The organism is Pseudomonas peradeniyensis, assembly GCF_014268935.2.
Lineage (GTDB): Bacteria > Pseudomonadota > Gammaproteobacteria > Pseudomonadales > Pseudomonadaceae > Aquipseudomonas > Aquipseudomonas peradeniyensis.
This window is the reverse complement of the sequence record NZ_JABWRJ020000003.1, coordinates 591,601-612,509: the sequence shown is the minus strand read 5'-3', so window position 1 is coordinate 612,509 and position 20,909 is coordinate 591,601. Positions and strand designations below refer to the sequence as shown.

Annotated in this window: 19 protein-coding genes; 8 read left to right on the top strand and 11 right to left on the bottom strand. The window is 64.8% G+C overall.

The features are described from left to right. Window positions 1-66: 66 nt before the first annotated feature. The 8 genes from HU751_RS17620 to HU751_RS17585 all read right to left on the bottom strand — a co-directional run bounded on the left by HU751_RS17620 (window position 67) and on the right by HU751_RS17585 (window position 9,365). Window positions 67-885, bottom strand: coding sequence for a phosphoglycolate phosphatase (locus HU751_RS17620; protein WP_050703527.1), 819 nt, complete (start codon window positions 883-885; stop codon window positions 67-69). Next, a complete protein-coding gene (rpe, locus tag HU751_RS17615; protein ID WP_110734670.1) occupies window positions 882-1,556 on the bottom strand; it encodes a ribulose-phosphate 3-epimerase in 675 nt (224 codons plus the stop codon). Before rpe ends, HU751_RS17620 begins: the two co-directional genes overlap by 4 nt. Before the next feature lie 195 nt (window positions 1,557-1,751). Continuing rightward, on the bottom strand, window positions 1,752-2,579 hold the full coding sequence (locus tag HU751_RS17610; RefSeq protein ID WP_110734614.1) for an ABC transporter permease: 828 nt from the start codon (window positions 2,577-2,579) through the stop codon (window positions 1,752-1,754). Window positions 2,580-2,590: 11 nt separating this feature from the next. Beyond that, window positions 2,591-3,838 (bottom strand): ABC transporter permease, encoded by a 1,248-nt coding sequence (locus HU751_RS17605; RefSeq protein ID WP_186731676.1) that lies wholly within the window; start codon window positions 3,836-3,838, stop codon window positions 2,591-2,593. Between the two features lie 91 nt (window positions 3,839-3,929). Then, window positions 3,930-4,964: an ABC transporter substrate-binding protein gene (locus tag HU751_RS17600; RefSeq protein WP_186731677.1), complete on the bottom strand. Its 1,035-nt coding sequence runs from the start codon at window positions 4,962-4,964 to the stop codon at window positions 3,930-3,932. A 40-nt stretch (window positions 4,965-5,004) separates the two neighbouring features. Continuing rightward, window positions 5,005-6,117 (bottom strand): ABC transporter ATP-binding protein, encoded by a 1,113-nt coding sequence (locus HU751_RS17595; RefSeq protein ID WP_186712693.1) that lies wholly within the window; start codon window positions 6,115-6,117, stop codon window positions 5,005-5,007. A gap of 218 nt (window positions 6,118-6,335) precedes the next feature. Then, window positions 6,336-6,968, bottom strand: a complete 633-nt coding sequence (locus HU751_RS17590; protein WP_175406173.1) for a response regulator — start codon at window positions 6,966-6,968, stop codon at window positions 6,336-6,338. A 9-nt stretch (window positions 6,969-6,977) separates the two neighbouring features. Continuing rightward, entirely contained in the window at window positions 6,978-9,365 is a 2,388-nt protein-coding gene (locus HU751_RS17585; RefSeq protein ID WP_186731678.1) for a PAS domain-containing sensor histidine kinase, read from the bottom strand. Window positions 9,366-9,460: 95 nt separating this feature from the next. On the opposite strand from HU751_RS17585, the gene HU751_RS17580 reads away from it, so the two are divergent. Beyond that, the gene (locus tag HU751_RS17580; RefSeq protein ID WP_186731679.1) at window positions 9,461-10,459 is read left to right on the top strand and encodes an alpha/beta hydrolase family protein; all 999 of its coding nucleotides are present in this window, start codon (window positions 9,461-9,463) and stop codon (window positions 10,457-10,459) included. 63 nt (window positions 10,460-10,522) lie between these two features. Here HU751_RS17580 and HU751_RS17575 read toward each other — a convergent pair whose 3' ends face one another. From HU751_RS17575 to HU751_RS17565, 3 genes are read right to left on the bottom strand one after another with little or no spacing between them, the layout of a single operon-like run. Beyond that, window positions 10,523-11,287, bottom strand: a complete 765-nt coding sequence (locus HU751_RS17575) for a TerB family tellurite resistance protein (protein ID WP_050703521.1) — start codon at window positions 11,285-11,287, stop codon at window positions 10,523-10,525. A gap of 1 nt (window position 11,288) precedes the next feature. Continuing rightward, entirely contained in the window at window positions 11,289-11,960 is a 672-nt protein-coding gene (gene murU, locus HU751_RS17570) for an N-acetylmuramate alpha-1-phosphate uridylyltransferase MurU (protein ID WP_186731680.1), read from the bottom strand. After that, entirely contained in the window at window positions 11,957-12,976 is a 1,020-nt protein-coding gene (locus tag HU751_RS17565) for an aminoglycoside phosphotransferase family protein (protein WP_186731681.1), read from the bottom strand. Before HU751_RS17565 ends, murU begins: the two co-directional genes overlap by 4 nt. A 132-nt stretch (window positions 12,977-13,108) precedes the next feature. Between HU751_RS17565 and HU751_RS17560 the strand changes: the two genes are divergently transcribed. The 7 genes from HU751_RS17560 (at window position 13,109) to glpE (ending at window position 20,702) form a co-directional block, all read left to right on the top strand. Then, entirely contained in the window at window positions 13,109-15,922 is a 2,814-nt protein-coding gene (locus HU751_RS17560) for an LPS-assembly protein LptD (RefSeq protein WP_186731682.1), read from the top strand. After that, entirely contained in the window at window positions 15,903-17,222 is a 1,320-nt protein-coding gene (locus HU751_RS17555; RefSeq protein ID WP_186731683.1) for a peptidylprolyl isomerase, read from the top strand. Before HU751_RS17560 ends, HU751_RS17555 begins: the two co-directional genes overlap by 20 nt. Beyond that, the gene (gene pdxA, locus HU751_RS17550) at window positions 17,219-18,208 is read left to right on the top strand and encodes a 4-hydroxythreonine-4-phosphate dehydrogenase PdxA (RefSeq protein WP_186731684.1); all 990 of its coding nucleotides are present in this window, start codon (window positions 17,219-17,221) and stop codon (window positions 18,206-18,208) included. Before HU751_RS17555 ends, pdxA begins: the two co-directional genes overlap by 4 nt. Then, the gene (rsmA, locus tag HU751_RS17545) at window positions 18,205-19,005 is read left to right on the top strand and encodes a 16S rRNA (adenine(1518)-N(6)/adenine(1519)-N(6))-dimethyltransferase RsmA (protein WP_186731685.1); all 801 of its coding nucleotides are present in this window, start codon (window positions 18,205-18,207) and stop codon (window positions 19,003-19,005) included. The genes pdxA and rsmA overlap by 4 nt, the downstream gene beginning before the upstream one ends. A gap of 116 nt (window positions 19,006-19,121) precedes the next feature. Further along, the gene (gene apaG, locus HU751_RS17540) at window positions 19,122-19,502 is read left to right on the top strand and encodes a Co2+/Mg2+ efflux facilitator ApaG/CorD (RefSeq protein ID WP_186712684.1); all 381 of its coding nucleotides are present in this window, start codon (window positions 19,122-19,124) and stop codon (window positions 19,500-19,502) included. Continuing rightward, window positions 19,502-20,359, top strand: a complete 858-nt coding sequence (locus HU751_RS17535; RefSeq protein ID WP_186731686.1) for a symmetrical bis(5'-nucleosyl)-tetraphosphatase — start codon at window positions 19,502-19,504, stop codon at window positions 20,357-20,359. Before apaG ends, HU751_RS17535 begins: the two co-directional genes overlap by 1 nt. Before the next feature lie 13 nt (window positions 20,360-20,372). Then, window positions 20,373-20,702, top strand: a complete 330-nt coding sequence (gene glpE, locus HU751_RS17530; RefSeq protein WP_186712682.1) for a thiosulfate sulfurtransferase GlpE — start codon at window positions 20,373-20,375, stop codon at window positions 20,700-20,702. The last annotated feature ends 207 nt before the right edge of the window (window positions 20,703-20,909 follow it).

Genomic DNA, 20,909 nt, shown 5'->3' with positions numbered 1-20,909 from the left:
GCCTCGGGGCAAGCAGCAATGGGGAGCAGGCAAACGGATGTACCGGCAGGCGCCGGTGGGCAGGCGTCAGGCGCGCCAGCGCCAGCGGGCCAGGGCCTTGATGACTTTCATCCAGAATTTGCCGGTAACCACCACGTTGTTGTCTCTGCTTTGCGGGGCTTGAAGGTCCGCCAACGTTATCCCAGTGTCGGTGACTAAGCAACCGGGCAGCAGCAGGCGCAGGTCGTCGATGACCAGGCTGGGCGACTCATCGTCGATCGGCCGGCCATGGTTGTAGCCATAGCTCAGGCCGACGCACTGGACGCCGGCGGCCTTGGCGGCCAGCACGTCGCTGCGCGAATCGCCGACGAACAGCGATTGTTCGGCGCTGACGCCGGCCATCTTCATGACGAACAGCAGCGCCGCCGGGTCGGGCTTCTTCTGCGGCAGGGTGTCGCCGCCGATGATCCAGCGGAAGTAGCGACCGATCTTCATCTGGTCGAGCAAGGGGGCGACGAAGCGTTCGGGCTTGTTGGTGATCAGCGCCATCTCCACGCCCTGCTTGCGCAGCCAGCGCAGGGTATCGCGCACGCCGGGGTAGACCACGGTGAGTTCATGATTGTCGGCATAGGCTTCCATGAACAGCGCCAGCGCGCGTTCGGCCAGCTCGTCGTCCACCGCGGCGTGATCGATATCGCCGGCCAGGGCCCTGCGCACCAGCACCTGGGCGCCGTTGCCGACCCAGTGGCGCACCGCCTCCAGGCCTGCGGGCGGTCGTCCGAGTTCGAGCAGCGTACGGTCGACGGCTGCGGCCAGGTCGGGTACCGAATCGATCAGGGTGCCATCCAGATCGAACATCACCAGCCTGGGCAGTGTCCCCGGGAACAGCTGCTCGAAGCCGCTCATGCGCGTGCCAGCGCCATTTCGGCACGCATCTTGTCGATGACTTCCTTGTAGTCCGGGGCGTTGAAGATCGCCGAGCCGGCCACGAAGGTGTCAGCGCCGGCGGCGGTGATCTCGCGGATATTGCCTACGTTGACGCCGCCGTCGATCTCCAGGCGGATGTCACGGCCACTGGCGTCGATCAGCGCGCGGGCTTCGCGCAGCTTGTCGAGGGTACCGGGGATGAACTTCTGCCCGCCGAAGCCTGGGTTGACGCTCATCAGCAGGACCATGTCGACCTTGTCCATCACGTACTTCAGCGCATCCAGGCCGGTGGCCGGGTTGAACACCAGGCCGGCCTTGCAGCCGCCGTCGCGGATCAGTTGCAGCGAGCGGTCGACGTGCTGGCTGGCTTCCGGGTGGAAGGTGATGTAGGTGGCGCCGGCCTCGATGAAGTCGCCGATGATGCGGTCGACCGGGCTGACCATCAGGTGCACGTCGATCGGCGCGGTCACGCCGTACTTGCGCAGGGCGCTGCAGACCATCGGGCCGATGGTCAGGTTGGGCACGTAGTGGTTGTCCATGACATCGAAGTGGACGATGTCGGCCCCGGCGGCCAGGACCTTGTCGACGTCCTCGCCCAGGCGGGCGAAATCGGCGGACAGAATGGAGGGGGCAATAGCGTAGGGCTGCATGGCGCACCTGTTGGGCAGAATCACGGTGGCGCGCATTGTAACTCAGGGAAGCGGATCGGGGCTGATTGGTATCAACGCAGGCGTGGCAGGTGGTTGAACGGATGGCGTCGGAGCGGGCTTGCCCCGCGATTGCGATGGTGAATTCGATATGCCATCGCGGGGCAAGCCCGCTCCCACGTCACCCGCTTCGAAGAGTCAACCCGGCTGCTGGGTCCTGAGCTTCTCGCTGCGCCCGCGCAGCCACTCCAGGGTCAGCAGCAGGATCACCGAGAAGGCGATCAGCAAGGTGGCCGCCGCCGCGATGGTCGGGCTCAGGTTCTCGCGAATGCCGCTGAACATCTGCCGTGGCAGGGTCGCCTGCTCCGGCCCTGCGAGGAACAGGGTCACTACCACCTCATCGAACGACGTGGCGAAGGCAAACAGTGCCCCGGAGATCACCCCGGGGGCGATCAACGGCAAGGTCACCCGACGGAAGGCCAGCAATGGCGAGGCGCCCAGGCTAGCCGCCGCGCGCACCAGGTTGTAGTTGAAGCCCTGCAGCGTCGCCGACACGGTAATGATCACGAACGGTACACCCAGCACCGCGTGCACCAGGATCAGCGAGGTGAAGCTGTTGCCCATGCCCAATGGGGCGAAGAACAGGTAGCTGGCCACGCCGATGATCACCACCGGCACCACCATCGGCGAGATCACCAGCGCCATCACCAGCGACTTGCCGGGGAAGTCGCCGCGCGTCAGGCCGATGGCCGCCAGGGTGCCGAACACCATGGCCAGCACCGTGGCCGCCGGGGCGACGATGATGCTGTTCTTTAAAGCGCGCATCCATTCGGCGGAAGCGAAGAAGTCCTGGTACCAGTGCAGCGAGAAACCTTGCAGCGGGTACACCAGGAAGCTCCCGCTGTTGAACGACAGCGGGATGATCACCAGCACCGGCAGCACCAGGAACAGCAGGATCAGGCCGCACAGGATGCGCAGGCTGTAGAACCACACCCGTTCCACGGGCGACATGTAGGGGCTCAGCATGACAACGCTCCTCAGCTCAGGCGCAGGCGGCTGGCGCCGACCAGCCAGCTATAGATCAGGTACAGCAGCACGGTCGCCAGCAGCAACAGCCCGCCCAGGGCGGTGGCCATGCCCCAGTTGATGCTGGTGTTGGTGTAGAAGGCAACGAAGTAGCTGACCATCTGGTCGTTCGGGCTGCCCAGCAGCGCCGGGGTGATGTAGTAGCCGATGGCCAGGATGAACACCAGCAGGCAGCCGGCGCCGACACCGGCATAGGTCTGCGGGAAGTACACCCGCCAGAAACTGGCGAACGGATGGCAACCCAGGGAAATCGCCGCCCGCATGTAGCTGGGCGAGATGCCCTTCATCACGCTGTACAGCGGCAGGATCATGAACGGCAGCAGGATGTGCACCATCGAGATGTACACGCCGGTGCGGTTGAACACCAGCTCCAGCGGTTGGTCGATGATGCCGATGGCCATCAGCGCGCTGTTGATCAGCCCTCCCGACTGCAACAGCACGATCCACGCCGCCACCCGCACCAGGATCGAGGTCCAGAACGGCAGCAGCACCAGGATCATCAAAAGGTTGCTCTGCCGGGTTGGCAAGTTGGCCAGCAGGTACGCCAGCGGGTAGGCCAGCACCAGGCAGATGGCGGTGATCACCACGCCCATCCACAGGGTGCGGGCAAAGATATCCAGGTAGATGGCCTGGTCCGGCGTGGCCTTGGCCAGTTCGCCGAGGTCGTCGATGCGGTGATCGACGGAGGCCAGCAGGTAGAAAGAGGTGACCGTGCTGGTGTTGCGGCGGATCGCCTGCCAGTAGGCCGGGTCGCCCCAACGCTCGTCCAGCGCTTGCAGGGCATCTTTATAGGACGCGGGCTCGGCCTTGAACGGCAGCGCACGCGCGGTCTTGGCCAGCAGGCTGCGGTAGCCGGCCAGTTCCATGTTCAGGCGCTTGGAAAGGTCGCCCAGGGTCTGGTTCTTGCGCGACTCGGCCAGGTCCTGGCTGAGGGCCTTGTAGACCTCTTCGCCGGGCAGGCTCTTGCCGTCCCACTGCGCCACCGCCTCGACGGTGCGCGGCAGGCCGGCGACCACCTCGGGGTTGCCGACGCTCTTGTACAGCAGCGCCGCGATCGGCACCAGGAACACCAGCAGGAGGAACAGCGCCAGCGGCGCGATCAACGCCTGGGCCTTCCAGCGGTTGACCCGCTCGGCATGCTTGAGGCGCTGCTTGAGGCTTTTACCCGCGCCTTCGTTGAGGGGCACTGCAATGGCCATGGCGAACTCCGCGATACAGGCTGAAATTAGGGCTGCTGCGCAGCCCATCGCCGGCAAGCCGGCGATGAGCCGCACAGCGGCTCCAGGTGATTTACTTCTTCGCCGCCCAGGCGTTGAAGCGTTGCTCCAGCTGTTCGCTGTTGTCGGCCCAGAAGGCCACGTCGATCTGCACCTGGTTGACGATGTTCTCAGGCGTGGTCGGCATGTCCTTCTTCACCGCATCGGCCAGCAGCGGGACGGCCTTGGCGTTGGCCGGGCCGTAGGCGATGTTCTCGGAGTAGGTCTTCTGCTGTTCGGGCTGAACGGTGTAGGCGATGAATTTCTTCGCCTCTTCCACATCCTTGGCGCCTTTCGGGATGGCCCAGGCGTCGAAGTCGTAGATGCCGCCGTTCCACACCACCTTGAGGTTGCTTTCTTTCTGCACCGCCGCGATACGGCCGTTGTAGGCCGAACTCATGACCACGTCACCCGAGGCCAGATACTGTGGTGGCTGGGCACCGGCTTCCCACCACTGGATGCTCGGCTTGAGTTCGTCGAGCTTCTTGAAGGCACGGTCCTGGCCTTCCTTGGTGCCGAGCACCTTGTACACCTCTTTCGGCGCGACGCCGTCGGCCATCAGGGCGAACTCGAGGGTGTACTTGGCGCCCTTGCGCAGCCCGCGCTTGCCCGGGAATTTCTTCGTATCCCAGAAATCGGCCCAGCTGGTGGGTGCGCTCTTGAGCTTGTCGGCGTTGTAGGCCAGGACCGTGGACCAGACGAAGAAGCCCACGCCGCACGGCTGAATGGCGCCTTTCACGTAATCGCTCTCGTTGCCGAACAGGGCCGGGTCAAGCTCCTCGAACATGCCCTCGTCACAACCACGCGCCAGCTCCGGCGACTCCACCTCCACCAGGTTCCACGACACGCTGTTGGTGTCGACCATGGCTTTGACCTTGGCCATCTCGCCGTTGTACTCCCCGGCGACGATCTTGCCCTTGCCGGCCTTCTCCCATGGCTCGTAGAACGCCTTGACCTGGGCCGCCTTGTTGGCGCCACCGAACGACACTACCGTCAGGTCCGCGGCCAGGGCCTGGCCGGCGGCGAACAGCCCCAGGGCCAGGGCGGTCAGTTTCAACTGCTTGCGCATTATTATTCTCTCCACAGTTCAGGGTTGGTGAAGCAAACCATCAATGGGCTTCGGCAATCGGATCGAGCGCGCGGGCGTGCTCCACCTCCCAGCCCAGTGGGACCACATCGCCCACGGCCAGGGCCGGATCGAGCTCGGCGATCGGCTGCTTGACGAAGAAATCGGCCTTGCCGCAGACCTCCAGGCGCACCCGCACGTGGTCGCCCAGGTAGATGAACTCGGCCACCCGGCCGGAGAAGCGGTTCACGCAGCGTTCGCTGTGGCCGTTCAGGCGCACGCGCTCCGGGCGGATCGACAGGGTCACCGGCTCGCCGGCCTGGCCGACGTTCACCGCAAGCGCCTCGACCCGCTCGCCCCGGGCCAGCTGCACCTGGCAACGGTTGCCGTCACTGGCCAGCAAGGTGCCGTTGAGGCGGTTGTTCTCGCCGATGAAGTTGGCGACGAAGGTGTTGCGCGGCTCTTCGTAGAGGGTGCGCGGGTCGGCGATCTGCTGGATCTCGCCCTGGTGGAACACCGCCACCCGGTCGGACATGGTCAGCGCCTCGCCCTGGTCGTGGGTCACGTAGACCACGGTCACGCCCAGGCGCTGGTGGATATGCTTGATCTCCATCTGCATGTGTTCGCGCAGTTGCTTGTCCAGGGCGCCGAGCGGTTCGTCCATCAGCACCAGCTGCGGCTCGAACACCAGGGCACGGGCCAGGGCCACGCGCTGCTGCTGGCCCCCGGAGAGCTGGCCTGGGTAGCGCTTGGCGAAGGCATCGAGCTGGACCATGCCAAGCACGCGCTTGACCCGTTCGCTGATGTCGGTCTTGCTCAGGTTGCGCACGGTCAGCGGGAAGGCCAGGTTCTCGGCCACGGTCATGTGCGGGAACAGCGCGTAGTTCTGGAACACCATGCCGATGTCACGCTTGTGCGGCGGCACATTGTTGATCGAGCGTCCGGCCAGCTGGATTTCACCGGCGGTGGGAGTCTCGAAGCCGGCCAGCATCATCAGGCTGGTGGTCTTGCCCGAACCGGAGGGGCCGAGCAGGGTCAGGAACTCGCCCTTGCGGATGTCCAGGTTGAGGTCCTTGACGATCAGCGATTCGCCGTCGTAGCTCTTCTGCACACCTCGGAAGCTGACCAGCGTCTCGTTCGAATTCGCCTCGCTCATGCCCTGCACCTTCTTGTTGGAATGACTGCGTGGGCACAGCGTAGAAGAGGCGCAAGCGCCCGCAAATCGGGGGGGCTGAGAGATTGCCATCATCCGGATGGAAGACTTGCTGTAGGGATTGCCCTACAAGGATGACGCTTTCAGGACAGACACATTCCCTTGTAGGAGCGCCCTTTCGCGACACAAGGCCGCTCCTACAAAAAACCAGCATGTCGCAATCAGACCAGCTTGTGCTCCATCGCATACTTCACCAGCTCCGCCAGCGAGTTGACCTTGAGCTTCTGCATCAACCGCGCCTTGTGCGTGCTGATGGTCTTGTTCGACAGCGCCAGCTGCTGGGCGATGTCATTTACGTTGGCGCCCTGGGCCAGGCGCTCGAACACCGAGAACTCGCGCTCGGACAGCAGCGTGTGCAACGGCCGGGTTTCGGTCAGCCCCACCTCGAAGACCATGCGGTCGGCCAGGCTCGGGTCGATATAGCGCCCGCCCCCGGCAACCCGGCGAATCGCGGTGAGCAACAGTGCCGGGTCGCTGTCCTTGGTGGCATAGCCCGCCGCCCCGGCCTTCAGCGCCCGCGCGGCCATCTGCGCCTCGTCGTGCATCGACAGCATCAGGATCGCCGGCGGGTTGTTCAATGCCAGGATCCGCGGGATGGCCTCCAGGCCGTTCACCCCCGGCATGGAGATATCCAGCAGCACCACCTCGCAGGGAGTATGGCGCAGGGTTTCCAGCAACTGCTCGCCGTTGCCCGCCTCGCCGGCGACCTGCATGTCCTTGGCCAGGCCAATCAACTGCTTGATGCCCTCACGGACGATGGTGTGGTCTTCCGCCACCAGCACTCGAATCACGATCGTTCTCTCCTACGCCAAAGGAATCGCCACGCTCAGGCTGGTGCCTTCGCCGGGCTCGCTTTCCAGGGTCATGTCGCCGCCCAGCATCAGCACGCGCTCACGCACCCCCACCAGGCCGAACGAAGTCGGCCGGGCCGCATCGACGGCGAACCCCACGCCATCGTCGATGACCGTCATGCGCAACTGTCCGCCCTCCTCGACCAGGGCAATCTGCACGGTGTGCGCCCGGGCATGGCGCATGACGTTGGTCAGCGCCTCCTGGAGGATGCGGAACAGCCCGATGGCCTTTGCATCGCTCAACGGCGGCAACTGCTCCGGGACCTCGACCAGGCAGGGGATCTGCGTGCGGGCCTCGAAACGCCGTGCCTGCCACTCGATGGCCGAAGCGATCCCGGCATCGAGAATCGGCGGACGCAAAGCGGTGGCCACATCACGCACCAGCTGGAAGAGTTGGGCGATCAGACGCTTCATGCTGGCCAGGCGCTCATGCAGCCCGGCATCCAGCTCGGCGTATGCCAGCTCGCACATCGACACTTCCAGTTTGAGCACCGTGAGCATCTGCCCCAGCTCGTCGTGCACCTCGCGGGCGATGCGGGCCTTTTCCTCCTCGCGCACGCTTTCCAGATGCGCCGACAACTCTCGCAGCTGCTCCTGGGAGGCGGCCAGGGCCAGCTCGGCCTGCTTGCCCTGGGTGATGTCCCAGACCACACCATCCCACACCATGCGCCCATCGGCCAGGCGCCGCGTGGTCGCCTTGATGTCGGCCCAGCGCTGTTCGCCCTGGCGGGTGAGGATACGGCCCTGCCACGACCAGTCCTGGTCGCTGGCCAGGGCCAGGTCCTGGACCCGGTGATAGTCGGCGCGGTCCTGCGGGTGGACCAGGTTGCGCAGCCCCATCTGCGGGTGCTGGATCGCCGCCGGGGTATAGCCGACCAATGCCTCGCTACCCTCGCTGATATAGGGGAACTCCGGGTCGCCCTCGGCCGGGTCGCGCTCCAGGCGGAACACCAGCCCCGGCACATTGCCGGCAATGCCCTTGAGCCGCGCCTCGCTTTCGCGCAACGCGGCCAGGTCGCGCTGGCGCTCGGTGACATCGGCGAGGAACACCACCAGGTACTCCGCATCGCGAAAACGCAGGAACGACAACGACAACTCGACCGGAAACAGGCTGTCGTCGGCACGTCGGCACTGGCTTTCGAACTGCTGTTCGCCGCCGTCCCCGGTGCGGGCGCGCTTCCACAGCTCCAGCCAGCGATCCATCTTCAGGTTCGGTTCGATATCGACCAACGGCCGCTCCAGCAACGCCCCCTCGGAATAGCCCAGCATGCGTTCTGCGGCATGGTTGGCGTAGCGCACATGGCTGTCCCAGTTGACCCAGAGGATGCCCACCGTGCTCTGGTCGATGGAGAACTGGCTCAGGCGCAACGCCTCCTCGCGCACCTGACGCTCCACCAGGCTCTCGCGGGCAGCCAGCAAGCCCCGTTCCAGGCCGCGCTGCTGGCGACGCTGCCAGACCAGGGTAGCCAGGGCACACAGCAGCAGCAGGCCGAACAGCAAGGCGAGGTTCTGCCAGAAGCCGGCGGACTCGGAAAAGCGTGGGTACTTGGGCTGCAGCCAGCGCTGGTGCATTTGCTCCAAGGTCTTGGCCGGCAGGGCCTGCAAGGCGCGTTCGAGGATATCGGCGAGCACGGGCCAGTCTCGCCGCGAGCCAACCCGCAGCAACTGCGGCAAGCCGATATCGCCCACCACCGCCAGGTCGGCGAACTCCCCTTCGCGGGAAAGCCGGCTGAGCTGCGCCTCATCCAGCACGGCGAAGCTGGCCTGACCGCCCAGCACCAGTTGCAGCGCCTCCCGCTCGTTGGGCACGCCCTGCAGGTTGAGATTGCCGTAATTGCTCCGCAGGTAGTCCGCAAGGGCACCTGGCATGCGTACAGCCACCCGCTCGTTGGCGGTCAGCTTCTCCAGATCCACGGCCACCGCACCGCTGCGCATCCCTACCACCAATTGCGGCACGCGCATGTAAGGATCGCTGAACAGCCACAACCGCAGGCTGGTCGGTGTCTGGGTCAGGCCTGGGGCGAAATCGATCTCGCCCGCCTGCAACGCGTGCTCCAGCGCGGCCTGATCCGGGAAGCCGCGCCAGGTCAGGTCCAACCGTAATGCCTGGGACAAGGCGCCGACCAGTTCGACGTTGGCCCCGTAGAATTGCTGCAGACGACGGTCGAACTGAGCATAGGGCGCCTGCAACACGAGGCCGACGCGCAGGCCGCGGTGTTCGTCCAGCCACTGCTGCTGGGCCGGTTCCAGCACCACGGGTGGCGGCGCCTCCGGCTTTGCCAGGGCGATCAAGGGTAGACACAACCAGCCGATAACCCACAGGCAACGCACTCGCTTCATCTCTACGCTCGTCTTGGCAATGACGGCCGCCTGGCGTGGCCGTCGCGGGCAAATACCATTAGGCTGCCGGTATGATTCTGGCCTTGGATTGATCGATGTTCACACTTTATCGCACGACGCTGGCAATGTTCTGCCTGGCTTCGCTCCTGCCGCTCGGCGCTCAGGCCGCCGACGCCGAAGCACCGCAGGCCGCCGCCGAAGCAGCCGCCCCCGCTCCCCGACCACCGCTGCTCGAACGTAGCCAGGACGATGCCCTGGCCCTCGAGCGCCAGGTGCCCAAGGCCGAGCAACAGACCTTGCAGGCCAATGGCGAGAACTTCCTGGCGCTGTGGAAACCGGCCAACGACAGCGATCCGCAAGGTGCGGTGATCATCGTTCCCGGTGCCGGCGAAAGTGCCGACTGGCCAACCACCGTCGGCCCGCTGCGCCGTGGTTTCCCCGATGTCGGCTGGAGCACCCTGAGCCTCAGCCTGCCCGACCTGCTGGCAGAGCGCCCGCAGGCCCGGGTTGAAGCCAAGCCGGTGGTCGAACCGAAAAAGGAAGAAGGCGAGTCGGCTCCGGCCAAGGACACGCCAGCCGATGCCAACGCCAACGTGGCCCAGGCCACCGCCCCCGAGGTGGACGCGGCCGACAGCACCGACGCGGTAGAGGCTGACGAACACACCAGTGAGGAGGATGCCGAACGCATCTTCGCCCGCCTCGACGCCGCCGTGGTCTATGCCCAGCAGCAGAAAGCGCGCAGCATCGTGCTGCTGGGCAACGGCAGTGGCGCGTACTGGGCCGCACGCTACCTCAGCGAGAAACAGCCTCCCCAGGTACAGAAGCTGGTGATGGTCGCCGCACAGACGCCGGCGCGGGTGGAGCACGACCTGCTGAGCCTGACGCCGACCCTGAAAGTGCCGACGGTGGACCTGTACTACACAACCCGAACCCAGGATCGGCTGGCCGCCCAACAGCGCCTGCAAGCCAGCAAGCGAGAGAAAAACAGCCAGTACCGACAGCTGTCGCTGATGGTCGTGCCGGGCAACAAGGCCGCCGAGCAGGAGCAATTGCTGCGCCGGGTGCGCGGCTGGCTGAAGCCCAAGGAAGAGTGAGGCGTATCGCGGGACAAGCCAACTCCAACAACGTGGGAGCGGACTTGCCCCGCGATGGCAAACCTAAAGCCCGCGCCGCTTGCGAATCATGGCATAGGCCTGATGCAACTCGCGGGTATGCTCGGTCGCCTCGCGCACCTTGGCCTCACTGGCACCGCTGCCCACCAGCTTGTCCGGGTGGTGTCGGCTGAGTAACCGCCGGTAGGCCTGCTTGACCTTGTCCGCTTCGGTATCCGGCTCCACCCCCAGCAGCCTCAACGCCGCCGCATAGGTCATGGCGCCGCCTTCGATCGCCGATTTGCGTGGTTCATATTCCAGCGACATGGCCTGCACCTGGTTGCGACTGAGCCCCAGTTGCTGCCCCCAGCCCAGCAACAGGTCACGCTCCTGGCGACCAGCCTTGCCATCGGCCCAGACCATCCGCCAACAGGCGCGCAGGGTACCCTCGGCGCCGTGCGGCTGCAGCTTGATCCGGCGCAGGTAGTGACCCAGCCGGCCCTTGCCCGACTTGCCGCGATTGAACGCGGCAATCGCCCGCATCCGCGCGGGCTCGGCCAGGTCCAGCCGGGACATTTCCTGACGTGCCTGCTGGATATGCCCCTCAACCACCCGGCCATCGCTCTTGGCCAGGCGTCCGAGCAGGACGAACAACAGTTCCTCGTCACGCAGCGCCGGGCGCCCGCCCAGGCGCTCGCGCACATCCTCCCAACCCTGCAGTCGCAGGCGCCGATCCATGGCCTGTCCCAGCAACGCCCCCAGCAATGCACCCGGAATGCTGGCCACGGCGAAACCGGCACCGGCACCAATCACTGTGCTCGGCCACCACATGTCAGGTACGCCCTCCGATCAGGCGCTCGACATCGGCCAGGCGCTCGAGGGTGCCGACATCGATCCAGTAGCCACGATAGTGCTCACCACTCACCCGCCCTTCGGCCATGGCCTTGCGCAGCAAGGGTGCCAACTTGAACGCTCCGGGCTGGCAGCCTTCGAAAAGCGCCGGGTGCAACACCGAGAGACCGCTGAAGGTCAGCGTTCCCGGGGCGTCGTCACCATCGCTCACCCGGCCATCCACCAGGCGGAAGTCGCCACGGCCGTGATGACCGGGATTGTCCACCAGCACCAGGTGCGCAAGCCCTTGCAGGGGAGCATTCAGGCCAGCGAAGTCGTAGTCGGTCCAGACGTCACCGTTGACCAGCAGGAACGGCGCATCCCCCAGCAGCGGCAATGCCTTGAAGATCCCGCCACCGGTTTCAAGTGGCTCGCCCTCCGGCGAGTAGCGGATGCGCAGGCCGAAGCGGCTGCCATCGCCCAGATGGTCCTCGATCTGCTGGCCGAGCCAGGCATGGTTGATGACCACTTCACCGATACCGGCTCGGGCCAGCGCCTCGAGGTGATACTCGATCAGCGGCTTGCCGGCGGCGGGTACCAGCGGCTTGGGCGTATGCAGGGTCAGCGGGCGCATGCGCTCGCCCTTGCCTGCCGCCAGGATCATCGCCTTCATGAACGTGCCTCGCCCTTGAGCTCGGCAATCAGTTGCCCCAGCTCGGCCAGTTCGGGACGGCGAGCGATCACTTCATCTATATAGGCGAAGAAGCGTGGCACGTCGGCGAGATAGCGCGGCTTGCCGTCACGGTGGCAGATGCGGGCAAAGATACCAATGACCTTGAGGTGACGCTGCACGCCCATCAGGTCGCTGGCGCGGTGGAACGCTTCAAAATCGGGCTGCACCGGGATGCCGGCGGCGCGGGCCTTTTCCCAGTAGCCGCGCAGCCAGCCTTCCACACGCGGCTGCGGCCAGCTGAGGAAGGCGTCCTTGAACAGGCAGGTGATATCGTAGGTGACCGGGCCGTAGACGGCATCCTGGAAGTCCAGAACGCCCGGATTGGGCGTGCTCTGCATCAAGTTGCGCGGCATGTAGTCGCGGTGCACCAGCACCTTGGGCTGGGCCAGGGCACTGTCGATCAGCACCTGGCTGACCCGTTGCCAGGTAGCCTGCTGCGTTTCGGTGAAACCCAGGCCAAGCTCGCGGCCCACGTACCACTCAGGGAAGAGCTCCACCTCGCGGCGCAGCAGGGCGACGTCGTAGCTGGGCAGTGGCGCATCCATTGGCAGGCGCTGAAACGCCAGCAGCGCATCGACGGCATCGGCGAACAGTGCGTCGGCATTGTCCGGGTCAATGATGTCCAGGTATGTCTGGCGTCCCAGATCGCCCAGCAGCAGGAAACCGCGCTCCAGATCCTGGGCATGAATGACCGGCACGTTCACACCCGCCGTGGCCAGCAGATGGTCGATATCGACGAACGGACGGCAGTTTTCCTGCGGCGGTGGCGCATCCATGATCACGAAGCTGTGCCCGGCGCCTTCCCAGCGGAAGTAGCGGCGAAAACTCGCATCGCTGCTGGCGGCGGTCAGGTTGCCAGTGGGCACCTCGCCCCAGGCGTTGCTACGGAACAGGCTCTCCAGTTGCCCGGCGAGCCAGGCGGTCAGTTGTTGCAGGCGTACATCGTGATCGGGCATTACGAGGGTTCTCCGACGGCCCTAGCCGTCAAGCGGGTCATGCTTTATTATCCAGCATCTTTTTCAGACCATCGAGAGGCGTGCGGCCCCCACACGCGGGCAGATGGCACGCAGGAAGCCCGGACTAATAAGATGGCATTGAAATCCCCCGCGTTTCGTAGGAAGTTTCCGTTGTTGGTGACTGGCGGTCTGCTGGCCCTGCAACCCCTGGCCACGTCGTACGTGGCGGCGGCCGAGCAGTTCGACTGCCAAGTGTCCGCCGCCGGTGGCTGGGACTGCAAGCCCAAGACCTCCGCCAACCTGCCTCCGCGCCCGGTACATCCGGGCGCTGCCGCTGCCAGCTCGGGCGCCGAGGCGCCTGGCGAAGTCGCCGCGACCGAGGCCGAGAAGCCGATGCTGGTCACCGAGGCCAAGGGCCGCGGCCTGAAATCGCGCAGCGAAGACTACAGCCACCTGGACTGGGTCCCGCGCGAGAAGCTCACCGCTGCGCAGCTGGCCGAGACCGGCCCGTACTGCGGCGGCGCCTACATCGAGCCGACCCGCCCGGGCATGAACGACTCCACGCCCAAGGACGAGTCGCCCACCTACATCAACGCCAAGGTCTCCAAGTACCAGCAGGAGCAGCAGATCGCCACCCTCGCCGGTGACGTGGTCATGCGCCAGGGCAGCATGCAGGCCGAGGCCGACGAGGCCAACCTGTACCAGGCCGAGAACCGGGGCGAGCTCAAGGGCAACGTCAAGATCCGCGACAACGGCTCGCTGGTGGTCGGCGACGAGGCGCAGATCCAGCTCGACACCGGCGAAGCCCGGGTCGACAACGCCGAATACGTGATGCACAAGTCGCACATCCGCGGCAACGCGCTGTACGCCAAGCGTGCTGAAAACGCCATCATCCGCCTCAAGGACGGTACCTATACCACCTGTGAGCCGGGCAGCAACGCGTGGCAGCTCAAGGGCAACAACATCACCCTGAACCCGGCCACCGGCTTCGGCACCGCGACCAACGTGACGCTGCGGGTCAAGGATTTCCCGGTGTTCTACACACCGTACATCTACTTCCCGATCGACGACCGTCGCCAGTCCGGCTTCCTGCCGCCGTCGTTCAGCTCCAGCAGCGACACCGGCTTCATGCTGGTCACGCCGTACTACTTCAACCTGGCGCCGAACTACGACGCCACGTTGTATCCGCGCTACATGGCCAAACGTGGCCTGCTGATGGAAGGTGAGTTCCGCTACCTGACCAAGTCCAGCGAAGGCCAGTTCGGCGGCGGTTTCCTGAACGACAAGGACGACGACCGCGAGCTGCAGTCGGACTACAAGAAAGAACGCTGGATGGTCAACTGGCAGCACAAGGGTGGCCTGGATGATCGCCTGTTGGCCGAGGTGGACTACACCGACATCAGTGACCCGTTCTACTTCCAGGACCTGGAGTCCGACCAGATCGGTGTAGAGAAGCGGGATGTGGTGAATCAGCGTGGAACGCTTACCTACCGCGGCGACAACTACAACGCCCGGCTGAATATGCATGCCTACGAGATGGCCACCATCTCGCAGATCACGCCATATGATCGGCTGCCGCAAATCAACATCAACGGAATGTTGCCGTATCATCCGGCAGGACTCGACTTCACCTATCAAACCGAAGCCGTACGATTTGACAGGGACCTGAAGGACGACTTCGTGCTCAACAAGGATGGTCTTCCTGACAACAGCGGCGGTGGCCTCGGGCGTCGTCTTGATGAGAACGTCTATGGTATTGCCCGCGCCAACGGCACTCGACTGAACGTTGCTCCGGCCATCAGCCTTCCGATGGAAGCCAGCTACGGCTTCTTCACACCGAAGCTGAAGTACATCTACACCCAGTATGACCTGGACCTCGACAGCAAGGGCAAATCCGATGTTGCCGCTTCCGACGCTGAAATCCAGCGTCTGTTTGGCGATTACAAGAGCAGCCAGAACCGTGACATTCCGGTATTCAGCGTTGACAGCGGCCTGTACTTCGACCGCAATACTCAACTCTTCGGTACGAAGTATCGCCAAACACTCGAGCCACGCCTGTTCTACCTCTACGTCCCCTACAAGGACCAGGCGGACATTCCGATCTTCGACAGCAGCGAAAACACCTTCAACTATGCCTCGCTGTTCCGTGACAACCGATTCAGCGGCACTGATCGTATCGGTGACGAGAACAAGCTCTCGCTGGGTGTGACCAACCGCTGGATCGAAGAAAACGGCTTCCAGCGCCAGCGCTTCAGCATCGGCCAGGCGTTCTACTTCAAGGACCGCAAGGTACAACTGCCCGGCATCGACCCGCGCACACGTGTCGACAGCAAATCGGACGTATCGCCGTACGCGCTTGAATACGAGTATGCATTCAATCGCGACTGGAGATTCAACTCGGACTTCAACTGGGATCCCGATACTCGTAGCACCCGCTCGGGCAGCGCGATGTTCCACTACCAGCCTGAAGACAATCCGAACAAGATCGTCAACCTCGGCTATCGCTACCGTAACGACCTGATTACCTACGACTCGATCACGGGTACCTGGAAAGTCGGCGGTGGTGACTACGGTACGCCTGGCAGCCCGAATTACATCAAGGACTACTACAAGATCCAGCAGCACGACTTCTCGGTTATCTGGCCGCTGGTGCCGCAATGGAGTGTTATCAGCCGTTGGCAGCACGACTACAACCGCAACCGGACATTGGAAGCCATGGGTGGCCTCGAGTATGACAGCTGCTGCTGGAAGATCAGGTTGATCAAACGCTACTGGGTTGATGAAGACGACTTCAGCCAGGCCACGCCTGAAAACGAGAAAGGCGACCACGGCATCTTCCTGCAGATCGTGCTCAAGGGCCTCGGCGGCGTGATGGGCAACAAGGTCGAAACGTTCCTGGACAAAGGCATTCAAGGTTACCGTACACGTGAAGAGCAAGCTTATTGATCGTCTGCGCCCGCTGATGCTGGGCGCCGCAATGCTGAGCGGCGCGGTACATGCCGCGGTGCAACCCATCGACCGCATCGTGGCCACCGTCGACAATGACGTGGTCATGCAGAGCCAGCTGGACCAGCGCGTGCGCGAAGTGCAGCAGACCATCGCCAAGCGTGGCGGCGGTGTGCCACCTGCCGCCGCCCTGCAACAGCAGGTGCTGGAGCGTCTGATCGTCGAGAACCTGCAGCTGCAGATCGGCGAGCGCTCGGGCATCCGCATCACCGACGAAGAACTGAACCAGGCCGTCGGCACCATTGCCCAGCGCAATGGCATGTCGCTGGAGCAGTTCCGCGCCGCCCTGGCACATGACGGCCTGTCGTACGACGATGCCCGCGAGCAGATCAAGCGCGAGATGGTCATCAGCCGTGTGCGTCAGCGCCGCGTGGCCGAGCGCATCCAGGTGTCCGAGCAGGAAGTGAAGAACTTCCTCAACTCGGACCTGGGCAAGATGCAGATGTCGGAAGAGTACCGCCTGGCCAACATCCTCATCCCGACCCCGGAAGGCGCCAACTCGGAAGCCATCCAGGCTGCCGCCCGCCAGGCCGGTGATGCCTACCAGCAGCTCAAGCAGGGCAAGGACTTCGGCCAGGTGGCCATTGAGCGCTCGGCCAGTGAGAACGCCCTGGAAGGCGGCGAGATGGGCTGGCGTAAAGCCGGTCAACTGCCCCCCCAACTCGCCGACAAGCTCGGCAGCATGGCCGTCGGCGAGTTTACCGAGCCACTGCGCATCCCCAACGGCTTCCTGATCCTCAAGGTCGAGGAGAAGCGTGGCGGCAGCGAGAGCATCCTGCGCGACGAAGTGCATGTGCGCCACATCCTGATCAAGCCGAGCGAGATCCGCAGCGAAGCCGCCACCGAGCAACTGGCCGAGCGTCTGTACGACCGGATCCAGAACGGTGAAGACTTCGCCGAACTGGCGAAGAGCTTCTCGGAAGACCCGGGTTCCGCGCTCAACGGCGGCGACCTCAACTGGGTCGACCCGAACAGCCTGGTGCCGGAGTTCCGCGAGCAGATGGCCAACGCCCAGCAAGGCGTGGTGACCAAGCCGTTCAAGACCCAGTACGGCTGGCACGTGCTGGAAGTCCTGGGCCGCCGCGCCACCGACAGCACCGAGCAGGCGCGCGAGCAGCAGGCGATGAACGTCCTGCGCAACCGCAAGTACGACGAAGAGCTGCAGAACTGGCTGCGCCAGATCCGCGACGAAGCCTACGTTGAAATCAAGCTGCCTGGCGCCGACCAGGCCGCCCAGTGAAGCCCCAGCGCTTCGCCGTCACGCCCGGCGAGCCGGCCGGCATAGGTCCCGACCTGTGCCTGCTGCTCGCCGCCGAGGCCCAGCCCCACCCCCTGATCGCCATCACCAGCCGTGACCTGCTCGCCGAGCGGGCCGCGCAACTGGGGCTGGCCGTCAGCCTGCTGCCCGTCACCCCCGACAGTTTCCCCAGCCTGCCAGCCCCCGCTGGCAGCCTGTATGTCTGGGACACGCCGCTGGCCAACCCGGTGGTGGCCGGACAGCTGGACAAGGCCAACGCCGCGTTCGTGTTGGAGACACTGACCCGGGCCGGCCAGGGCTGCCTCGACGGGCAGTTCGCCGGGATGATCACCGCCCCCGTGCACAAGGGTGTGATCAACGAGAGTGGCATCGCCTTCTCCGGGCACACCGAATTCCTCGCCGACCTCACCCACACCGCGCAAGTGGTGATGATGCTGGCCACCCGAGGATTGCGCGTGGCCCTGGTGACCACCCACCTGCCCCTGCGCGATATCGCCGACGCCATCACTGGCGAACGCCTGGAGCGCGTCACCCGCATCCTGCATGCGGACATGCGCGACAAGTTCGGCATCGCCAACCCACGCATCCTGGTCTGCGGGCTCAACCCGCATGCCGGAGAAGGCGGCCACCTGGGCCGCGAAGAAATCGACATCATCGAGCCGGCGCTGCAGCGCCTGCGCGCCGAAGGCATGGACCTGCGCGGTCCGCTGCCGGCCGATACCCTGTTTACCCCCAAATATCTGGAGCACTGCGACGCGGTGCTGGCGATGTACCACGACCAAGGCCTGCCCGTACTCAAGTACAAGGGCTTCGGCGCCGCGGTCAACGTGACGCTGGGCCTGCCGATCATCCGTACCTCGGTCGACCACGGCACCGCCCTGGACTTGGCCGGCACCGGCCGGATCGACACCGGCAGCCTGCGCGTCGCATTGGAAACCGCCTACCAGATGGCCGAGAACCGACCATGACCGAGCACTACCAACACCGGGCGCGCAAGCGCTTCGGCCAGAACTTCCTGCACGACGCCGGAATCATCGATCGCATCCTGCGGGCGATCAACGCCAAGGCCGGCGAACACCTGCTGGAAATCGGCCCGGGCCAGGGCGCCCTGACCGAGGGCCTGCTGGGCAGCGGCGCACAGCTGGACGTGGTGGAGCTGGACAAGGACCTGGTGCCGATCCTGCAACACAAGTTCGCCGGGCGCGATAACTTCCGCCTGCATCAGGGCGATGCCCTGAAGTTCGACTTCAACCAGTTGGGCGTGCCTGAGCGCAGCCTCAAGGTGGTCGGCAACCTGCCCTACAACATCTCCACCCCGCTGATCTTCCACCTGCTCAGCCATGCCGGGCTGATTCGCGACATGCACTTCATGCTGCAAAAGGAAGTGGTCGAGCGCATGGCGGCCGGCCCGGGTGGCGGTGACTGGGGCCGTTTGTCGATCATGGTGCAGTACCACTGCCGGGTCGAGCACCTGTTCAACGTTGGCCCCGGCGCCTTCAACCCACCGCCGAAAGTGGACTCGGCCATCGTCCGCCTGGTGCCGCACGAAGTGCTGCCACACCCGGCCAAGGATGCGCGACTGCTGGAGCAGGTGGTACGCGAGGCGTTCAACCAGCGCCGCAAGACCCTGCGCAATACCCTGAAAGGCCTGCTCGACAGCGCAGCCATCGAAGCCGCCGGTGTCGACGGCAGCCTGCGCCCCGAGCAGCTGGACCTGGCCGCCTTCGTGCGCCTGGCCGACAAGCTGGCAGAACAGCAGGGCTGACCAAGCGCCCGCTCCCCCCGTGGGAGCGGGCTTGTCCCGCGATCAGGGATAACTGGCCTCCACCCCCGCCAATGGCCTAGACTGCGTTATTGCGTCAGTTCGCCCAAGGCCCTTGCATGTCCGACCCCCGCTATCAGATCGACGTCAGCGTCGTGACCCGCTACCTCAAAGACCAATCCGACCCCGAAAGCAGCCGTTTCGCCTTCGCCTACACCATCACCGTGCAGAACAACGGCACGGTCACGGCCAAGCTGATGTCCCGCCACTGGCTGATCACCAACGGTGACGGCGAGGTCGAGGAAGTGCGCGGCGCCGGCGTGATCGGCCAACAGCCGCTGATCGAACCCGGCCAGAGCCACACCTACAGCAGCGGCGCGGTCATCAGCACCCGCGTCGGCACCATGCAGGGCAGCTACCAGATGTTCGCCGAGGACGGCAAGCGCTTCGACGCCACGATCGCCCCGTTCCGCCTGGCCGTGCCCGGGGCCCTGCACTGATGGCCACCTATGCGGTCGGCGACCTGCAAGGTTGCCTGCAACCGCTCAAGTGCCTGCTCGAACGTGTACGCTTCAACCCGGCCGTCGACCGCCTGTGGCTGGTGGGCGACCTGGTCAACCGCGGCCCCGAGTCCCTCGAGACCCTGCGCTACCTGTATTCGATCCGCCATGCGCTGGTCTGCGTGCTGGGCAATCACGACCTGCACCTGCTGGCGGCGTGGCACAACGTCGAGCGCCTGAAGAAAAGCGACACCCTGCGCGAAATCATCGAGGCCCCGGACGCCGACCAGCTGTTCGACTGGCTGCGCCAGCAGAAGCTGTTGCACTACGACGAGGCCCGCGGCATCGCCATGGTCCATGCTGGCATTCCACCGCAATGGACCCTGGGCAAGGCGCTGGAGCTCGCTGCAGAGGTCGAGGAAGTGCTGCGCGACGACGGTCGCCTGAAGCTGTACCTGGACGGCATGTACGGCAACGAGCCGAACAAGTGGAGCAAGGACCTGGCCGGCGTCGAGCGCCTGCGGGTGATCACCAACTACTTCACCCGCATGCGCTTCTGCACCGCCGCCGGCAAACTCGACCTCAAGACCAAGGAAGGCGCCGACAGTGCCCCAAAGGGCTACAAGCCGTGGTTTGCCCACCCGGACCGCCGCTCGCGCCATGTGAAGATCATCTTCGGCCACTGGGCCGCCCTCGAAGGCCGCGTTGATGTGCCCGGCGTGATAGCCCTGGACACCGGCTGCGTCTGGGGCGGCGCGATGACCCTGTACAATGTCGACAGTGGTGAAATGCACCGCTGCGACTGCACCCGCGAGGGCACCCCGCGCCCGCCGGCCCCACTCAACGAACACCCCTGAAGGAACCGCACCCATGAGCGAATTCAAGCGCATTACCCCCGAGCAAGCCCTAGCCCTGCGTGCGGAAGGTGCAGTCGTGGTCGACATTCGCGACCCGCAGGCCTATGCCGCCGGGCATATTGCCGGCGCCACTCATCTGGATAATCACTCGGTTGCCGATTTCATCCGCAACGCCGACCTGGACGCGCCTACACTGGTTGTCTGCTACCACGGCAATTCCAGCCAGAGCGCCGCCGCCTACCTGGTCGGCCAGGGCTTCTCCAACGTCTACAGCATCGACGGTGGCTTCGAGCTGTGGCGCAACACCTACCCGGCGGAAACCGCACAGGGCAGCGCCGAATAATTTTTTCATTTTTCCTCCAGCCCGCGCTTGGCGCGGGCTTGCGCCCGACCTGACGAACGGTCGCAGGCGTCTTCTCGGCTCCCCGCCCTTGACCTTGCGTATAACCAACTATCCTTAAGCCCAGGCCATCCAAAAAAGGGGAGAGCCGGTACACCGGCGTGCGGGTCATCGGTAGCGTTCCAAGGTGTTCTGGGGGGTATACAGCAA

Bases quoted from the DNA above. Each gene is read 5' to 3' on its own strand.
- HU751_RS17600 (WP_186731677.1), bottom strand. From the start codon at position 4,964: ATGCGCAAGCAGTTGAAACTGACCGCCCTGGCCCTGGGGCTGTTCGCC.
- HU751_RS17535 (WP_186731686.1), top strand. From the start codon at position 19,502: ATGGCCACCTATGCGGTCGGCGACCTGCAAGGTTGCCTGCAACCGCTC.
- HU751_RS17560 (WP_186731682.1), top strand. From the start codon at position 13,109: ATGGCATTGAAATCCCCCGCGTTTCGTAGGAAGTTTCCGTTGTTGGTG.
- rsmA (WP_186731685.1), top strand. From the start codon at position 18,205: ATGACCGAGCACTACCAACACCGGGCGCGCAAGCGCTTCGGCCAGAAC.
- apaG (WP_186712684.1), top strand. From the start codon at position 19,122: ATGTCCGACCCCCGCTATCAGATCGACGTCAGCGTCGTGACCCGCTAC.
- murU (WP_186731680.1), bottom strand. From the start codon at position 11,960: ATGAAGGCGATGATCCTGGCGGCAGGCAAGGGCGAGCGCATGCGCCCG.
- HU751_RS17595 (WP_186712693.1), bottom strand. From the start codon at position 6,117: ATGAGCGAGGCGAATTCGAACGAGACGCTGGTCAGCTTCCGAGGTGTG.
- HU751_RS17575 (WP_050703521.1), bottom strand. From the start codon at position 11,287: ATGTGGTGGCCGAGCACAGTGATTGGTGCCGGTGCCGGTTTCGCCGTG.
- rpe (WP_110734670.1), bottom strand. From the start codon at position 1,556: ATGCAGCCCTACGCTATTGCCCCCTCCATTCTGTCCGCCGATTTCGCC.
- HU751_RS17610 (WP_110734614.1), bottom strand. From the start codon at position 2,579: ATGCTGAGCCCCTACATGTCGCCCGTGGAACGGGTGTGGTTCTACAGC.
- HU751_RS17620 (WP_050703527.1), bottom strand. From the start codon at position 885: ATGAGCGGCTTCGAGCAGCTGTTCCCGGGGACACTGCCCAGGCTGGTG.
- HU751_RS17605 (WP_186731676.1), bottom strand. From the start codon at position 3,838: ATGGCCATTGCAGTGCCCCTCAACGAAGGCGCGGGTAAAAGCCTCAAG.
- HU751_RS17580 (WP_186731679.1), top strand. From the start codon at position 9,461: ATGTTCACACTTTATCGCACGACGCTGGCAATGTTCTGCCTGGCTTCG.
- HU751_RS17585 (WP_186731678.1), bottom strand. From the start codon at position 9,365: ATGAAGCGAGTGCGTTGCCTGTGGGTTATCGGCTGGTTGTGTCTACCC.
- HU751_RS17565 (WP_186731681.1), bottom strand. From the start codon at position 12,976: ATGCCCGATCACGATGTACGCCTGCAACAACTGACCGCCTGGCTCGCC.
- glpE (WP_186712682.1), top strand. From the start codon at position 20,373: ATGAGCGAATTCAAGCGCATTACCCCCGAGCAAGCCCTAGCCCTGCGT.